This is a genomic window from Parendozoicomonas haliclonae, from assembly GCF_900174585.1.
Lineage (GTDB): Bacteria > Pseudomonadota > Gammaproteobacteria > Pseudomonadales > Endozoicomonadaceae > Sansalvadorimonas > Sansalvadorimonas haliclonae.
Map to the genome: position 1 here is coordinate 303,182 of NZ_FWPT01000001.1, position 15,779 is coordinate 318,960.

Annotated in this window: 17 protein-coding genes; 16 read left to right on the top strand and 1 reads right to left on the bottom strand. The window is 51.1% G+C overall.

The genetic code is table 11. The features are described 5' to 3' along the window. The first annotated feature begins 175 nt into the window (after positions 1 to 175). The 14 genes from EHSB41UT_RS01465 (at position 176) to EHSB41UT_RS01555 (ending at position 13,231) form a co-directional block, all read left to right on the top strand. Positions 176 to 772: a 3'-5' exonuclease gene (locus EHSB41UT_RS01465; protein ID WP_087106187.1), complete on the top strand. Its 597-nt coding sequence runs from the start codon at positions 176 to 178 to the stop codon at positions 770 to 772. A 199-nt stretch (positions 773 to 971) separates the two neighbouring features. Continuing rightward, entirely contained in the window at positions 972 to 1,166 is a 195-nt protein-coding gene (locus tag EHSB41UT_RS01475) for a hypothetical protein (RefSeq protein ID WP_087106191.1), read from the top strand. A 415-nt stretch (positions 1,167 to 1,581) separates the two neighbouring features. Beyond that, the gene (locus EHSB41UT_RS01485; protein ID WP_087106195.1) at positions 1,582 to 2,046 is read left to right on the top strand and encodes a hypothetical protein; all 465 of its coding nucleotides are present in this window, start codon (positions 1,582 to 1,584) and stop codon (positions 2,044 to 2,046) included. Beyond that, positions 2,030 to 2,254, top strand: coding sequence for a hypothetical protein (locus EHSB41UT_RS01490; protein ID WP_087106197.1), 225 nt, complete (start codon positions 2,030 to 2,032; stop codon positions 2,252 to 2,254). The genes EHSB41UT_RS01485 and EHSB41UT_RS01490 overlap by 17 nt, the downstream gene beginning before the upstream one ends. A gap of 242 nt (positions 2,255 to 2,496) precedes the next feature. Further along, on the top strand, positions 2,497 to 2,745 hold the full coding sequence (locus EHSB41UT_RS01495; protein WP_087106199.1) for a hypothetical protein: 249 nt from the start codon (positions 2,497 to 2,499) through the stop codon (positions 2,743 to 2,745). After that, the gene (locus tag EHSB41UT_RS01500) at positions 2,742 to 4,670 is read left to right on the top strand and encodes a DNA polymerase (RefSeq protein WP_087106201.1); all 1,929 of its coding nucleotides are present in this window, start codon (positions 2,742 to 2,744) and stop codon (positions 4,668 to 4,670) included. Before EHSB41UT_RS01495 ends, EHSB41UT_RS01500 begins: the two co-directional genes overlap by 4 nt. A gap of 288 nt (positions 4,671 to 4,958) precedes the next feature. Beyond that, positions 4,959 to 7,508 (top strand): primase-helicase family protein, encoded by a 2,550-nt coding sequence (locus EHSB41UT_RS01510; RefSeq protein WP_087106204.1) that lies wholly within the window; start codon positions 4,959 to 4,961, stop codon positions 7,506 to 7,508. Positions 7,509 to 7,534: 26 nt separating this feature from the next. Beyond that, a complete protein-coding gene (locus tag EHSB41UT_RS01515) occupies positions 7,535 to 8,305 on the top strand; it encodes a RecB family exonuclease (protein ID WP_087106205.1) in 771 nt (256 codons plus the stop codon). 10 nt (positions 8,306 to 8,315) lie between these two features. Then, the gene (locus tag EHSB41UT_RS01520; protein ID WP_087106207.1) at positions 8,316 to 9,680 is read left to right on the top strand and encodes an SNF2-related protein; all 1,365 of its coding nucleotides are present in this window, start codon (positions 8,316 to 8,318) and stop codon (positions 9,678 to 9,680) included. 205 nt (positions 9,681 to 9,885) lie between these two features. Continuing rightward, positions 9,886 to 10,350, top strand: coding sequence for a hypothetical protein (locus EHSB41UT_RS01530; protein ID WP_087106211.1), 465 nt, complete (start codon positions 9,886 to 9,888; stop codon positions 10,348 to 10,350). Positions 10,351 to 10,645: 295 nt separating this feature from the next. Beyond that, positions 10,646 to 11,029 carry a hypothetical protein gene (locus EHSB41UT_RS01540; protein WP_087106215.1) on the top strand — a complete coding sequence of 128 codons (384 nt, stop codon included), beginning with the start codon at positions 10,646 to 10,648 and terminating at the stop codon, positions 11,027 to 11,029. A 125-nt stretch (positions 11,030 to 11,154) separates the two neighbouring features. Continuing rightward, complete coding sequence (locus EHSB41UT_RS01545; RefSeq protein WP_133060352.1) at positions 11,155 to 11,811, top strand: hypothetical protein; 657 nt, start codon at positions 11,155 to 11,157, stop codon at positions 11,809 to 11,811. Between the two features lie 246 nt (positions 11,812 to 12,057). Next, positions 12,058 to 12,465 (top strand): hypothetical protein, encoded by a 408-nt coding sequence (locus EHSB41UT_RS01550; protein WP_133060353.1) that lies wholly within the window; start codon positions 12,058 to 12,060, stop codon positions 12,463 to 12,465. A 109-nt stretch (positions 12,466 to 12,574) separates the two neighbouring features. Beyond that, on the top strand, positions 12,575 to 13,231 hold the full coding sequence (locus EHSB41UT_RS01555) for a helix-turn-helix domain-containing protein (RefSeq protein ID WP_165767116.1): 657 nt from the start codon (positions 12,575 to 12,577) through the stop codon (positions 13,229 to 13,231). Between the two features lie 226 nt (positions 13,232 to 13,457). On the opposite strand, the gene EHSB41UT_RS24580 is transcribed toward EHSB41UT_RS01555, so the two are convergent. Continuing rightward, positions 13,458 to 13,634: a hypothetical protein gene (locus EHSB41UT_RS24580; protein ID WP_165767117.1), complete on the bottom strand. Its 177-nt coding sequence runs from the start codon at positions 13,632 to 13,634 to the stop codon at positions 13,458 to 13,460. Between the two features lie 218 nt (positions 13,635 to 13,852). Between EHSB41UT_RS24580 and EHSB41UT_RS01570 the strand changes: the two genes are divergently transcribed. Continuing rightward, positions 13,853 to 15,034, top strand: coding sequence for a tyrosine-type recombinase/integrase (locus EHSB41UT_RS01570; RefSeq protein WP_087106226.1), 1,182 nt, complete (start codon positions 13,853 to 13,855; stop codon positions 15,032 to 15,034). 270 nt (positions 15,035 to 15,304) lie between these two features. Next, positions 15,305 to 15,736: a nucleoside-diphosphate kinase gene (gene ndk / locus EHSB41UT_RS01575; protein WP_087106228.1), complete on the top strand. Its 432-nt coding sequence runs from the start codon at positions 15,305 to 15,307 to the stop codon at positions 15,734 to 15,736. The last annotated feature ends 43 nt before the right edge of the window (positions 15,737 to 15,779 follow it).

A 15,779-nucleotide genomic window follows, 5' to 3' on the forward strand; every position in this document is an offset into this window, starting at 1 on the left:
AACCTGCCAGGACTCCCGACAAACGATGTCTGGGTATACGTTCCGACAGGTGCGTCACTGGAAGACCGGGTAAAGGACTACCTGCTCACACATAACTTGGCCTACACGGTCGAACACATAACAACAATTCGCGGATACCAGAAGGGAAAGGACTGCGAAGTGGGGATCACCATCAATGATTGATGTATTTATCGACCTTGAAACATTTGGAAAAGGATCTGACGCTATGATCGTTAGCGTTGGCCTTTGCGCGGTGGACATACGTACTGGCGACATGAAGGCCGCATTGGTACGCCATATACACCCGAAAAGCGCGGAGCACTTCGGCGGCAAGATGGACGGAGATACCGTCATGTGGTGGATGGGGCAGGATAGCCACGCCAGAAACAAGCTGATCGACAACATCAAGACCTCTGGGATGTCTCAGGGGGGAGTGATCGGGGAAATCAACACGTTCATTAACGGGCTGGCAAGAGAAGCAGGCGGCGTTGAGAACGTCCGCATGTGGGGGATGGGGCCGAGCTTCGACTGCGCTAAATTAACCGCTATGTACACCCGCTCCGGCGTAGACGTACCGTGGAAGTATTGGGCAGAGAACTGTGTCCGTACCGTTCGCCGTATCGCCGACAACCACGAACGCGCTCCGAAATGGGACGCCCAGCCCCGTGCCGGTACGCACCATGACGCGCTCGACGATGCAGCGCACCAAGCGAACTATGTCTCACTGGTGAATCGCTGGTTCCACCAAGAAACCGACATCTGGTTATTCTGATGGAAATAGAACAGGTACACATTTCCGAAATCCGACCGGGCGATACGGTGATCCACAAAACCCACGAACGGACGGTGGGGAAGAAGGACATAAAGCGTTGCCCCCTCCTTGGCCACGTACTCTTCGGCGACCCGTATAACCTCGGGACTATAAAGGTGAAGCGGGTCATCTACCCCCGGTTCTATAAAGGTAAGCGGGTATGACTCTCGAAGAAATCAAACAGGCCATCGAGGGCGGTAAGCGTGTCTTCTGGAAGTCCCAGCTCTACGAAGTCATAAACGACCACTTTGGGGGCTACTTGATTGTCTGTATGGACAACGACTCCGCTATCGGCCTCACATGGCAGGATGGCAAAACAATGAACGGCAAGGAAGAAGACTTCTTCATTGCATGACCAAGTTTTAATAACAGTGACCGGGGGCAATGCGGTACGCCCCTCGTCACTGTAATTAACAACCCTCGCAGAAGTAGTATCGAGGAACCCGCTTTGGCAAGCGAACTTCAAACACTCAGCACTTTCCTAGTGCAGAGCCACAAGATCGGAACACCTCTGAACTGCCTACAACTGGCAATCCTTTTCACTCTCTATGACCACGGTGAACCTCTCCCACTCGAGAGCCTGTCGCGGAAGTTGAAGGTGAAGAAGGCAATGGTGAACCGGCACTTGAGACCTTTGTTTAACCAGAGCGGTAGGAGCTTCGTCGTCATGAAGGGCTGGGAGCATCTGGAACTGAGCGCACTCGGGATTCAGAAGTGTGAAGCCCTCATGACGAACGCGAAGCATTACTTCACGGACGCACAGGCGAGCCATGACAGAAGAACAAGAAAAGAACGAGATTCTGGTGGTCAACACCAAGATGCTGTACCTCCTCTGCTACCCGTTCACTGACCGGGAAGCTGCCATTGAGAGTTGCCGCAAGGCAAACATCGAAGAAAAGGACGACTACAAGCTGATGACCTGGGCGGAGTTCTTTCAAGCCCAGCGTGAGAAGTATATTACCCCACCGAAGCAGATAGACCGGGCGGAATGGTGGGATAAGCTGGAAGTCCTGCCACCTGAGAACTGGCAACGCGGGGGATCATTCGAGCATTTCCGAATGATGGAGTATTGGACAGGGACAATCACCAACCAGTATGCAAAGTTGCGCTGCGCTGGCGGGTGTCTCTACCTGTCAAAGATGATCGACACCACGGACGAAAGTACGTGGATCAAGCTCGAAGACTTTGATGGCCTGAAACTTCTACCGGGGGACGAGCATGAAGCTACTGATTGAATTGGCAGACCTCGACAATGACGCCTTTGTCGTTGAGGACGGGTTCGGTGATGTAATCCCGAACGTGGCCTCTGGCGATGCTGTAGCCGCAATGCTTGAGAAGTTGGTGAAGAAACTCAAAGGCTGGCCTTTACAGCCGGAGGATAAGTTCCATGTGAACGACCTCAACGGCAACACCATCTTAAATGCGCGAGTGGTTAAAGATTAGTCACACCCGACAGGTTTAAAAATAAGTGGATGCCGAACGTACATGGTAAAGGGGGGACGGATTTATTTTATGGGCATAGACTATATCCATCCCCTTGAACCCCACTATTCGCACAGGTAATATCGCACAGTCCTAGTCGCACACTTTCCAATGTCGTCTTAGGCTGTGTAGACCACCACTCTACGCACAGAAAACCCCTGTCCCCACCACCGGCAGGGGTTTTCTTTATCCGGTATTAAGCAATGACCGATTTTGAAAAAGCAATGGGGGAGCATTTCACACCAGAATATCAACAATGTTTTGGCATGGATGCAATCGAGGTTCTGGAAGAACTTTTTACGCGATACCAAATACCCCCAGGCGTAGCTCTGGCTGCCCTGTTCCTCCGAATGTTCAACATGGACACCCCGGACGTTCTGAAAGTGTGGGTGGAAATACACCACGCAGCCAAGACGCATAACTCACCCGAAAAGAAGGTGACACTACAATGAGTTTCATCACCGTTGACGTAGAAACTTTCTACCGTTCTCGAGCCAACAAAGGCACACCCGGAACCAAGTATTCCCTACAAGGCATGACGTATGAGGAATATATCTTTGATCCTCGGTTCAAGCTATATGGTGTCGGCATCAAGATTGATAACCAGCCCACATATTACGTAGATGGCCATGACGAAGCTGTGGCTGAACTGCGCCGACTCTTCCACCCCGGTAATGAACACACCTTGCTCGCCCATAACTGCATGTTTGAAGGTGCGGTACTGAGCTGGCTCTTGGGGTGCGAAATCAAACGTGCCCTGTGTACCCTGCAAATCTCACGTGGCCTGTGGTTCCAAGCTCGTCACGGCCTCGAGCATCTGGCTAAACGTCTCTGGCCTAAAGACGAGACCATGCGTAAGGGGAAGGAGCTGGAAGAGGTTGACGGTATCCCTGAGCCTACACCCCAGCAGCGTAAGAAGCTGGGGGGCTACTGCATACAGGACGTTGATCTGTGCTTTGAGGCATTCAAGAAAATGTATCAGTGGTTCCCTGTGTTTGAGCAGGACGTTCTGGCGGAGACACTGGACTGGTTCATTAACCCATCGTTCATCGTGGATCGTGAGCGTGTACAGCGTTACCAGACGAAGCTGCTGGAAGAACGGAACGCCAAGATCGTTGCCGCCCACGAACAGAACGGTCTGGGTCTGAGCCTCGAAGAAGCTGAGAAGATTCTGGCCTCAAACCCGAAGTTTAAAGCATGGCTGGAAGACCGGGGTATCGAAGTACCGATGATACCAGCCCCCACCAAGGCCAACCCCCAGAACATCAAACCGGCACTTGGAAAAGGCGACGTAGAGTTTCTGGATATGATGGAGAAATACACAGACCTCTCCGCTGTCTGGGAAGCAAGACTGGCTGTTCAGTCGAAAGGTGAGCTGACCCGCTGCGCCCGTCTCCTGTCCCACTCCGAAAACCAGAAGAACCACACCATTTCCGTACCTCTGAACTATTGGGGAGCGGGAACAGGCAGATGGAGCGGGACAAACAAGTGCAATTTCCAGAACTTCAAACGTGGTTCTGAGATTCGTAAGTCCCTCATGGCTCCACCGGGCATGAAGGTGGTGGTTTGTGACCTCTCAAACATTGAAGGGCGGGTGAACGCCTGGAACTCGCAGGAAGAGTGGAAAGTGGAGGCATTCGCCAATGGTGAAGACCTCTACAATGTTCTGGCCTCTCTGATCTACGGGCGACCGATCAACCGAAAGCTCGACTCTGACAAGATGGAGGGCTTCATCGGTAAGGTTGCAGAGTTGGGGCTGGGCTACGGCATGGGCGGCAAGACATTCCAGACCACCCTCAAGCAGGGTGCTTTAGGTGGCCCCCGCGTGTTCTTCGACACCAACACCTGTTACGAAATCGTGAGGACTTACCGTAACAAGAACAACATGATCGCCCGGTACTGGAAACAGTGTGAGCAGATCATCATTGATATGGCGAACAAGAACCTGACGCCGTATTACATCGGCTGCATCGAAGTACATCATCAGCGTTTGAAGCTGCCGAACGGCATGTACCTGACCTACCCCGGTCTCGAGTGCATCGAGGACGAAGAAACAGGGACATACAAGTTCCAATACTGGAACGGCAAGTTCATGAAGAACCTGTATGGTGCGCTGCTGACAGAGAACATTGTTCAGGCACTCTCTCGCTTGGTTATGGCTGAAATGATCCTGACCATGAGCGCATGGGCTAAGGCGAACGGTGGCCGGGTTGTCAGCTCGGTACACGACGAAATCATTCTGCTTATGCCAGAGAATGAAGCCGAGCCAGCATTGAAAAAAATGGTCGAGGTTATGTCCACCTCCCCAGCTTGGGCGAAGTCCCTACCACTGGATGCCGAGGGGGATATAGCTCTCTCCTACGGGGACTGTAAGTAAATTAACTCCACCAAGGACGGTTGAACATTTGTGTTGGGGGCAATATAGTCACTGCCTATATTTCTCCCCTCTGGGAAACCGAGTAATGGACATCGTGGATCAAGCGTCAGACCACACAGAACAATTATTACAAGTGGCTCTGGCGAATAAGAAAAAAGAACTGCGGCAGAAAGGGGTTTGTTACAACTGTGATGAACCCCTTCCTACCGGTGCATTCTGCGACCCGGATTGCAGAGACGATTACGAAAAGCGAGACAGAGCGTACTCGCTACGACCGAGGGAGGGTCTATGAACAAGGATAAGCTGACGTTTCTCTCAGCTAAGGGTCGCCCCCTCGTAAAGAACATTTACCCGGACAAGGTAGAGAACTACCCACTGGTAAAGAGAGTCACCTCGCATACGGACGAAGTAGAGGTGTCCCCAGAAGGTCTCCGCAGGAAGCTGGAAATCTACCGGGAACATGCGGACTCTGGTAACTGCCTACTGATCGGCGCACTCCAACGTGATCTGAAAAACGAATCACGTAAAGGGCTGGGCGAGAAGATGGCGGAAACCCATTCTTTGATTCTGGACATCGACGGTATCCACCTCCCTGACCTCGGCCTGAGTGAACCCGCTACGGTCGCTGATATGCGTACAGTAGCCGAACGTATTGTGTCCCAGCTTCCCGACCCGTTTCATGGGGTTAGCTACATCGGACACCCGAGCGCGAAGATGGGTATCAAGGCTGACGAAGTTCGGATGCACATTGAGTTTTGGATAGACAAGCCTCAGCTCCCACAAGTCCGGCAGTCGTTCCTGAAACACCTGAACTTCATATCCGACCTGTTTAAAGGCCAGATCAACCTGTCGGCTTCGGGCACGGCTTTGAGTTACCCGATTGATCCATGTGTAGGCCAGAACTCGCGGACGCTTTTCATTGCTCCCCCGGTCTTCCATGACGTTGACGATCCAATCGAACCGGAAGCACGTTTGTTCCTTGTCGAGAAAGGGAAGCACACAGTCGCCGTAAAAGACCTCATGCTGGCCTTCGAGAAGCAGGAGCTATCCAAACTCGAAGATAAGAAACTCGAGTCTATGCGTGAGGTACACGGCCTCCCTCGACGCTCCAAGAAGTCAGTCCGGGCAATGATGGACGTAAACGGTGAGGTTTGTTACGTCTCCACGAACCCGGCGAAGGCTTCTGTGACGGTTGTTGCTGATGAAGGCGACTTCGTGCGGGTGAACGTGAACAACGGTGATTCTGGGGCGTATTACGTTCGGAAGAATCGGCCTGAGATTGTGTGGAACTTCAAGGGTGAGCAGCCGTTCAGCTTCAAGGACGCCGACGAAGACGCTTACGCCCACTTCCTGAACACCTTTCCACCGGAGTTTGACGAAGACAGCTCCGCAGATGAATACACCAAGCCGCTTGTGTTCCGCGACAAGATTGGTGACTCCTACCACACAGGACTCATTGATATGCGTGACGGTGGCTCGGTCATTGAAATGCACCAGACCGGCAAGCGTGAAGTGCTCGGTGACTGGATGACACAGTTTGGGGGGCTTATGCCTGAAATCGTTCCATCCTGGGAGTATTCATTCAAGCCCACAGATGACAGGGTTCTGGATGAAAAGAACTACTTCCTAAACAAGTTCTCCCTGCCCCCGATGCTCCGCAACCCGGTAGAGATACCGGCTGAATACATGGGTTTGGAGTATGGGGAAGGTATGAAGTTTAAGGAGCTTTGCCCAACAATCTTCAAGGTTATCTATTCAGTAATCGGGGAGAGTGAGCAGGAGTTTAAGCACTTCATTAACTGGTTGGCGTTCATCGCCCAGAAACGGAAGATGACCCAGACAGTTTGGGTTTTTCAGGGAGTGAACGGTACAGGTAAAGGCGTGTTATTCAAGCAGATAATCGAGCCGATGTTCAGCCGAAATTACTCGGTGATGCTCCTACTTGAGAACATCGAAGACCAATTCAATGCTTGGCGTGAAACCTGCCTAATCTGTGGAATCGACGAAGTGAAATTCCCAGACGGTAAAGCTGGGGATGCCGTGCAGAACAAACTCAAGAACTACACCACGGAAGAAAGTGGGGTGGTGCGGGCGATGCGCGAGAACCATAAAAAGGTCGAGTTTTACACCAACTACATGATGTTCCTGAACGTCCATGACGGGGTAAAGCTGGAAAACACGGACAGGCGTTACAACATAGCCCCACGACAGGAAACTCCTATCCGACAACAGGAAGGGGGCATGGAAGTTGTGGATGCCATAGCCAGCGGGGTCATAGCCGAAGAACTTCCACGGTTTGCATCAATGCTAATGAGTATGTGTGTGGACGCGAAGAAGGTCACCGAGGTTATCGACAACGAGGCCAAGAACAACATGCGTGAAGCCTCCCAGACCTCCGTCGATGAATTTGTGAATGCCATCAACGAAGGCGACCTTAATTACTTCTCGCAGGTTCTCGACCAGCACCCGAAAGGGATGAATGATGATTACACGCGGGCGGCGCACAACCACCTGAAAGCGTGGATCAGAGATTTCGACCCTGCCAAAAAACAGAGAATTTTTGTAGACGAGTTCCGCTCAATCTACAACGTCCTGATTGGCAAGGCGGAAAACCCAGTGAAGTTCGGCAAGATACTGAAACACTACGGGATCATTGCTAAGGGGGTGAAGCGGGACGGAGTTAATCGCAACGGACTCGAAATTAACTTCAACATGAAGGGGAACACCATCGACGACCTCAGAGCGAAGTATCTGACGGAACTCGAAATGCGTATGTGCCCGGATGAAGATGCCAAGGTACGACACGCAGCCGCACTCAGTAGCGGAACCCAACACTGATAACAACCAATATAGGCAGTGCGAATATGCAGCTCTTTAACCCGGACGCTGAACAAGCTCCGTTGATAGCCGACACACCAGAGCCGAAAAAGATCCCGCTTCTGGAACGTGAGCCACAGTGCGGAGACATTCGCACTTGGTCGGTTTCCTCGATTCAGGTTTTCGAGGATTGCCCCTACCGGATTTACCTGTCCAAAGTGAAGAAGTGCCCGGAGCCTCCCGCCGAGGCTTTGGAGCGTGGATCGCGTATCCATGAGTTGTTGGAAAACTTCGTCATGGGGCACACGGAAGAAGACACGCTGGGCGAGGTGAAGTATTTCATCGACGAAGCCAAGCGATTCCGTGAAGGTTACGCCGAAGGAAAGGTGATCGTTGAAGACGATTGGGCTTACAACACCCAATGGGAACCTACCGGCTGGGTAGCTGACGATACTTGGGGTCGGATGAAGCTCGACATCATGGTTTTTGAAGACGAAACCAGTGCCGAGATTAACGACTGGAAAACCGGTAAGAAGTACCCAATGAAAGCCGGGTTTCAGGGGATGGTGTATGCCCTCGGAGCGTTTGCCCGTTACCCGAAGCTCGAGTTTATCAAGTCCCGGTTCCTGTACGTGGACAAGGGCGACACGTTCGAGAAGACGTACACCCGTGGGCGGATGGACAGCTTGAAAGAGCGTATCAATCTTCGCGCCCTGGCACTCACGACAGAAACCCATTTCCCTCCCAAGCCCGCCAAGTGGTCGTGCCGGTTCTGCCCGCACCGCGAAACTGGCAACTGCGAATTTGCAGAGAACTGAGGGGGAACGGATGCAGCTATTCAATCACCAAGAAGCCACAGCCCAGTTTCTCGTTGACCACGCCTCGGCCTTTGTCACGAACGACTGTGGAACCGGGAAAACAATCTCGGTCATTGAGGCATTCAACCGGCTCAGGGAAGGCCGGATGCTGGTACTAGCTCCACTCTCCATTCTGGAAAACGCATGGGGGGCGGACGTTCGCAAGTACAACGAAGCATTCGGAGGCAACCTGAAAGTCGCCATCGCCCACGGAAGCAAGGACAAGCGCGAACGAGCGTTCAAGTCCAACGCTGACATCGTGGCGATGAACTACGAAGGTTGTAACTGGCTGGTTGATAACTGCGAACTGCTGGACGGTTTCGATACGGTGGTCATGGATGAATCCACCTACGTCAAAAACGCCACGTCCAAACGCAGCAAGAACGCTCTGGTAGTCAGCCGGTACTTCAAACGCCGCTGGCTGCTGACCGGTACGCCGAATCCGTTAAGCGTTCTCGACCTCTGGCATCCCGCACTGATCCTCGATTATGGGGAACGGCTCGGTAAGAAGTTCTTCGCTTTCCGCCAGCAGGTCTGCACACCGATCCAAGTTGCTGCGAACGCAAACGCAATCCAGTGGCAGGACAAACCGGGTGCGCTGGACTTCGTGCATGACCAGCTATCCGACATAACGATCCGCTTCACACTGGAAGAGTGTATCGACATGCCGGAGACAAGCACCCGCTACATGCAAATGAAAATGCCGAGCTGGGTTAAGAAGCATTACAACGACATGCTTTACGACTCACACATCGCCCTAGAACAAGGCGATGTATCGGCGGTTCACGCAGGCGCAAGAGCAAGGAAGCTCCTGCAACTGCTCTCCGGTGCGGTGTACGGGGAAGAAGGCGACGCTATCAAGGTTCACAGCGAGAGACACAATCTCGTCATGGACTTGGTAGAGGAAAGGGATCACACCGTAGTTGTCTTCAACTACAAGCACGAACGGGATGCGCTGATTAAGGAAGCCAAGAAGCGCAAACTCAGCTACACGCTGATCGACGGAAGTGTCCCGAACCTGAAACGCACGGAAGCGGTTGAGGACTTCCAAGCTGGGAAGAAGCGGGTGATTTTCGTACACCCGCAAGCAGCAGGACACGGTATCACGCTGACCGCAGCAAACACCCTGATCTGGTGTTCTCCCAACTACAACGCCGAACTCGTTAAGCAGACGGAACACCGGATTTACCGGGCAGGCCAGAAACGCCGCACCCAGATAATCCGAATCGCTTACGAAGACAGCAAGGAGATAGAGGTTTACGAAAGCATGGGCGCAAAGATGATGCACATGCTCGACCTTTTGAACCTGTTCCACACAACCGCGAAGGTCGCATGAAGACGTTTACTCGATGTGACTCTGAGGGCGTCCCGAAGGTTGTCCAGAGCATAGTTCCCAAACTGACAGGCTGGGAAGTGAAGTTGTTCAACGGGTGGAAGCATGAGGTCGATTATGACCTTGTGCCCCCCGGAATCTGTCACGACTCAACGATGTACCGAGTCGAAAACCACATAAACAACAATATCAAGGAAATCTTGAAGCTATGAACTTTTACAACGAAGCACGCGAACTGATTAAAACCGAACGCTCCCTGAACTCTCTGGCTCAGAAGGCCGCTCAGGTTCGCCGCGAAATCACCCAGAAGCAGGCTTACATTCAGGAGCTTGCCGCTGCCGGTCGCTTCTCTGGTATCGCTGACCAGACCCGCCAGCTTAACAGCCTGAACCGCCAGTGGGATCGTGTGATCGAGAAGCAGGACGAAATTGCTGCCAACATCGGTGACCGCCTGGCGAGTCTGAACCACGCTGCCGAAAAGCTGGCTGCCGACCCTTCCGGTTATGTTGAGACCCTGCTGGACGAAAAGATGGCAGAGGTTAATGCCGAACGCGAAGCCCTCCACGGTGCGGGTTCTGAGGTGTCCAACGAAGACACTGAGGAAGAAGATTCCCCGCTGCTGGAAGAAGGCGAAGAGGAAGAGGCTGGCGAAGACGCAGCCAAAGCCGCCTAATGCGGGTCTCTGACGCGGACTTGAGTATCTACGCACAGTGGATACTCGATCACCTCACTAAAAAAGATCGGGATTTTTTGAGCGACATTAAATCCCGAGTGAAGCCGAACACCTGCGGGAAAGAGTTCTGGGTATCCATGTACGCGACAGTCGTGGATCGCCGAAAGGCACACCTGACGAAAGCGGTGGCGTCCGACAAATGCAAAGCAGAACAAATCCCCGTCATCGACAACAAGAGACTACGAGAAGCGATCGCAGAGCGAATGCTCCGTATAGATATGCCAGAGGTAACTTAATGCAAATCGCAGTGACTCAGGAAAACCCACTATCCTTGGACGAAGTTATCGACCATTTGCAGGAGACCAAGAAGGCTCTTACCGAAGCCAACAAGGTAGCCCGTAAACTGTCCAAGACAAAATCCGAGCTGGAAGCACAGGTAATGGAACGCCTCGATTCCGGGGATGACTCCGACAAGTATCTGGCTGCAATCAGCGAGAGCAAGGAACCGTCTGTCGAAGATTGGGATACCACCCTCGCCCACGTTATCCAGATCAAAGGCTGGCATCTGCTCCAACGCCGCCTGTCCACTCCGGCACTGCGGGAAGAGTTGCAGCTTAATGGCGACTTCCCCGGCGTCGAAATGAAACCCGTCCGTAAGCTGTCTGTGAAGGCGGTCTAACCGCAGCAAGTAATTTGTTGCACCCGTAACCCCCAAAGGTAATATAGGCAGTCCCTATATCGCCTGCCAGTGATATTGAGAAACTTGAAACTATGGCAACCGCTAAAAAGAAGAAACAGGAAACTATGAGCAACGAAATCGCACTTTTCGGTGAACAGTCCACCGACCTCTCTGCTGTCCCGGTCTACGATGAACAGTACGTAGGTGCAGGCAACGATAACGTCAGCGCCGACGACGTTAAAACGCCTGCAATCTTCGTACTGCAAAAGACCTCCCAGGTTATCGGTGAATTGGAAGGAGCCAAGCCCGGTAAACTGTGGAACAACATCACTGATGTTTGCTCCGACTCTGTGACTCTCATTAACTTGGGTTTCCGCAAGTCCTACATCGCTGGTGAGAAGCAGTACGGCGGCGCGACTCTGGGTGTTTATGACACCTACGATGAAGCGGCTGCGGTAATCGCTGAACAGCAGAACCCAGACAACTATCGTGTGACTGATGTCCACAAGCACACCTGTCTGCTGCTGAAAGCGGATGGTACTGTAGACATGCCGGTAGAAATCCGCTTCCGTGGCACTTCTCAGGGCGTAAGCCGTGACTGGAACGCCAAGTTCCTGTCCAGCAAAACCCCACGCTGCGCTTCCGTATGGAAGATGACCAGCAAGAAGGAATCCAACTCTAAGGGTGAGTGGTTCATGCCGGCTGTGGATCAGGTAGGTTGGGTTCCCCCATCTGCCATCGAAGGTCTGGAAGAGAAGCGTAAGCAGATCATGGGCGAGTAATCGCCAAACCGTTCTTGTGTGCGCTTAAAAGGGGGGTAGCTTAACGGCTACTCCCCTTTTTTGTTTGTTTAACCGAGGGCGGTAGCGTTTTTTGGTGCTTGTTAACGGGCGGTGAAGACGAATTTTAATAACTGTTTCACATTTTTAGAATTGGTTAATTATTGACCACTTTCTTTAGGCGAAAAGCTACCGCTGGCCTCGGGGGGAGTCCATTTTTTAAGTTTTTGAATCAATTTTGGGGTGTAGATGAACGAACATTCTTACGTAGATTCACTCAAAGGTAAACTAAAAAGACAAGTGTCGCTGATCTGGAAGATCAAAGATGATTACCAAGGTGGAGTCCCAGACATATTCATAGAAGGGTCTCAAAGTGACGCCTTTATTGAAGCGAAATACATCAAAAGTCTGCCAAAAAGAGAAAAAACTCTCATAGATTTAACAAATTCCAAATATCTTTCTCCCCTACAACAAAAGTGGTTAAAACGCCGGTTTCAAACCAGAGGCGATGCTTTTGTGATCGTGGGACACCCCGGCGGCACAGCCCTATTTAGAGGGCTTGAGTGGCAAACCCCTCTAACTCGGGAAGAGTTTGAAAAGAAAACAGTGCCTACAAAAGAGGCAGTACAAATATTGCTCAAATTTGTAAACGGCTAGAAAAATATATGCATAGCCTATAATAATAGTCCTAGCCTATATTGAAATAAGTCATTAGTTAGTTATATAGTTGGCTTCCCTACAATGCAAACAACCAAAGGGAAACCACGTGGCTAGTATTACTCGGCTAATCACTGGTGCAGATGTTTCAGTCGCAAGAAACCTCAAGAACACGTATCTGAGAAAAAAAGGAGAGCTGAATCTTACTCAAGTGAAGCTCCAAAAAAAGCTCGATATGAAACAAAGCACCATAAGCCAATACATGAACGGCAAAATTGCTTTGAACACCGAAGCTGTTTTGAAATTTGCAAAAGTTCTCAGAGTTCACCCAGGGGAGATTGATCCCCGTGTCGGTAGACTTGTGAATGACCTCGTAAGTTTTGAGGAAGATAAGAAAGAGATTTCTATCCTTGGAACTACCTCTGGGAAGATTCCAGAAATGGGAGAGTCGATTACTCGGAGAACCGCAGGAAGTGGACACCTCTTCGCAGTGAAGGTTGATACTACCGCATATTCGCCTGTTATCCCTAAAGGCAGTGTTGTTGTAATAGACCCAATGCGAATGATCGACAAGGCCGGGATAGTCGCGGTTCGTCGTAAGAACAGAGAGTCCTACGAATTTCATCGTCTACATGAGATAGACGAAGATCAGGGTGTCTTCATTCTAAGCGTGGTGGCAGATGAAGAAGGCAGTGAGATTTACGAGATAGAAATGGAGAAGGTAAGTAAAGTTTTCGCAGTCCGCGAAAGCAGATACGTAGATTAAGACGACATTGGAAAGTGTGCGGCGACCCAGAAAAACTCAAACAAAATAATATGAGAGTTGGATGTCTGCACATTACAAAACCACAGAGGCGGATGCTCCGTACTTTGACGTAGATACGATCATTCATATCAATACGAACAGATACGGGGAATATGGGAGACTCTGTGCCCTACTCGATAGGGGTAAGTGGGAAATCGTCAGATTCTCGGCCATTGAAGGCGCAACATTAATAGTGACGAACCCGGATGGTAGTAACGAGCGCAGAGTGCATGGTGCGGAGCACGATGGACTCTTTCTCGTCGAGGCGATCCAGCCACCGGGGGCGAGGTGTACAGCATGAGCCAGCCAGTCGTAGTCCAAGTAGTTCCCCAAGGGTGGATGAAAGCTGAACTGTATTTCGCATGTACGAAAGAAACCACCCACACACTTCGAGCCAAGCGGCGTCGAAACCTCATAAGGGAGGGGTATCACGTTAAACAAGCTGCGGACGGAGCGGTGTGGGTTCATTACGAACGGATGCAAGATTGGGTGGAGCAAAGTATCTACGTACCACCCGAAAAAGAATAGGAAATACAACAAAGGGAGTCGCCACTGGCGGCTCTCTTTTTATCTGGGGGATATATGGAAAAATTACCGAAAGGTGTAGAACTACACGGGGCGAATCTGCGGATTCGTTTCATGCGGAACCGGAGAGCATACGTACTAAAGTTTAAAGACCTCCCAAAAAGCGAGGACAATATCCAATATGCTGGCTTCATACGTGGTCAAATTATGCGGAAGCTCAAGGCTGGGGAGTTCCGAGTAAAAGATTACATGGATACATTCGAGCCGGACAACGCGCTATTTAGAGAGTACGGCACGGCAGTATCGAAGACGAAGGATACTGTTTCTGATTTGTTGGATATGTGGTGGAAAGCGAAAAAGGACATATTTAAAAACTCTACAGCACTTACATATAAAAGGAACATACGGAGGTGTAAGGAGTTTTTCGGCGATAAGTTAGCCTCTGAACTGACGACAAACATGATCGAAAAAAAGTTAGAAAACTCACAGCACAACAAGACAACACTCCGGGTATACCTAACCCCACTAAAAAATGCGTACAAATGGGCGATAAAATCAGATGGTAGCGACATATCGAATAACCCCGTAGTGGGCTTTGAGGTTCCTCTGCGCCCCAGAAAGGTCGAAAAAGAGATAGCGAAACGATCCAAAGAAATTAAGGTCTTCTCTGGGGCGGAGCTAAAAGCTATCCGCGAGAACTCAGGGGATACTATATGGGTGAACGCTGCGCTGTTCCAAGCGTTTACCGGCATACGGACGGGGGAGCTGATGCCGTTGACATGGGGGGACGTAGACCTAGATAAAGGGGTGGCTTCTATAAACAAGCGAGTTTACAGCGGAGAAGAAGACGACCCAAAGACGGTAAGCTCAACCCGATTGGTGGACTTAGACCCACCGGCAATAGAAGCACTCATGAGGGAGAAGGAGAGGACAGGTCGGGACTCCGGGGTCGTATTCGTTGGGAGTAGGAAAAAAAGGAAAACTCCTTGCCGCCAATCTGCGTACTCAAAAGGGTTCAAGAAGGTATGCCAAAAGGCGGGTGTAGAATACAGAGATACGTACCAATTACGCCACACTTTCGCGTCCCGACAAATAGCGAAAAGGGAAGACGTAGTTTGGATAGCCCAACAGATGGGGCACGCGAACACGAAAATGTTAATCGAGACCTACGGGATTGACATCATGCGGGGTGATGATGGAAAGTACGTCCGCAAGTCAGTACAAACACTGGACGATTGAGTCTCACTACTGGAAAAAATGCCTAATTTCACATGGATTTGCCCAAGCATTTGCCCAGACAGATTTGCCCAAAACAACAAACCCGTCTAAGTCAGGGTTTTGCGGGGGGTAAGTTGCATTAGGAAGGGAATCAGTTAGAATCGCCTCCGGAAAAGCACTAATTGGTCTGGACTGCTAATTTTTTATTCCAACACGCAGTCACAGCCAAACAATAATGTGGATCGTTTTCTCTGAGATTCACTACAACAAGCAAACGTCGGGAGAATAAACATGGCCGTAGAGCGCACACTGTCCATCATCAAGCCGGACGCTGTCGCCAAGAATGTCATTGGCAAAATCTACAGCCGCTTTGAAAAAGCGGATCTCAAAATTGTCGCTGGCAAAATGCTGCACCTCTCTCAGGAGAAGGCAGAAGGTTTTTACGCAGAGCACAAAGAACGTCCTTTCTTCGGCGATCTGGTTAAGTTCATGACTTCCGGTCCCGTTGTTGTTTCCGTTCTGGAAGGCGAGAACGCTGTTGCTCTGCATCGTGAGCTGATGGGTGCTACCAACCCTAAAGAAGCGGCAGAAGGCACCATCCGTGCTGACTTCGCTGAAACAATTGATGAAAATGCTGTGCACGGTTCTGACTCCCCTGCGTCAGCTGCCCGTGAAGTGGCTTACTTCTTTGAGGACAGCGAAATCTGCCCTCGCACCCGCTGAGTTTTGCGGGCTCCGGCTTGTAGCTAAAGCAGTAAGCAGCCTT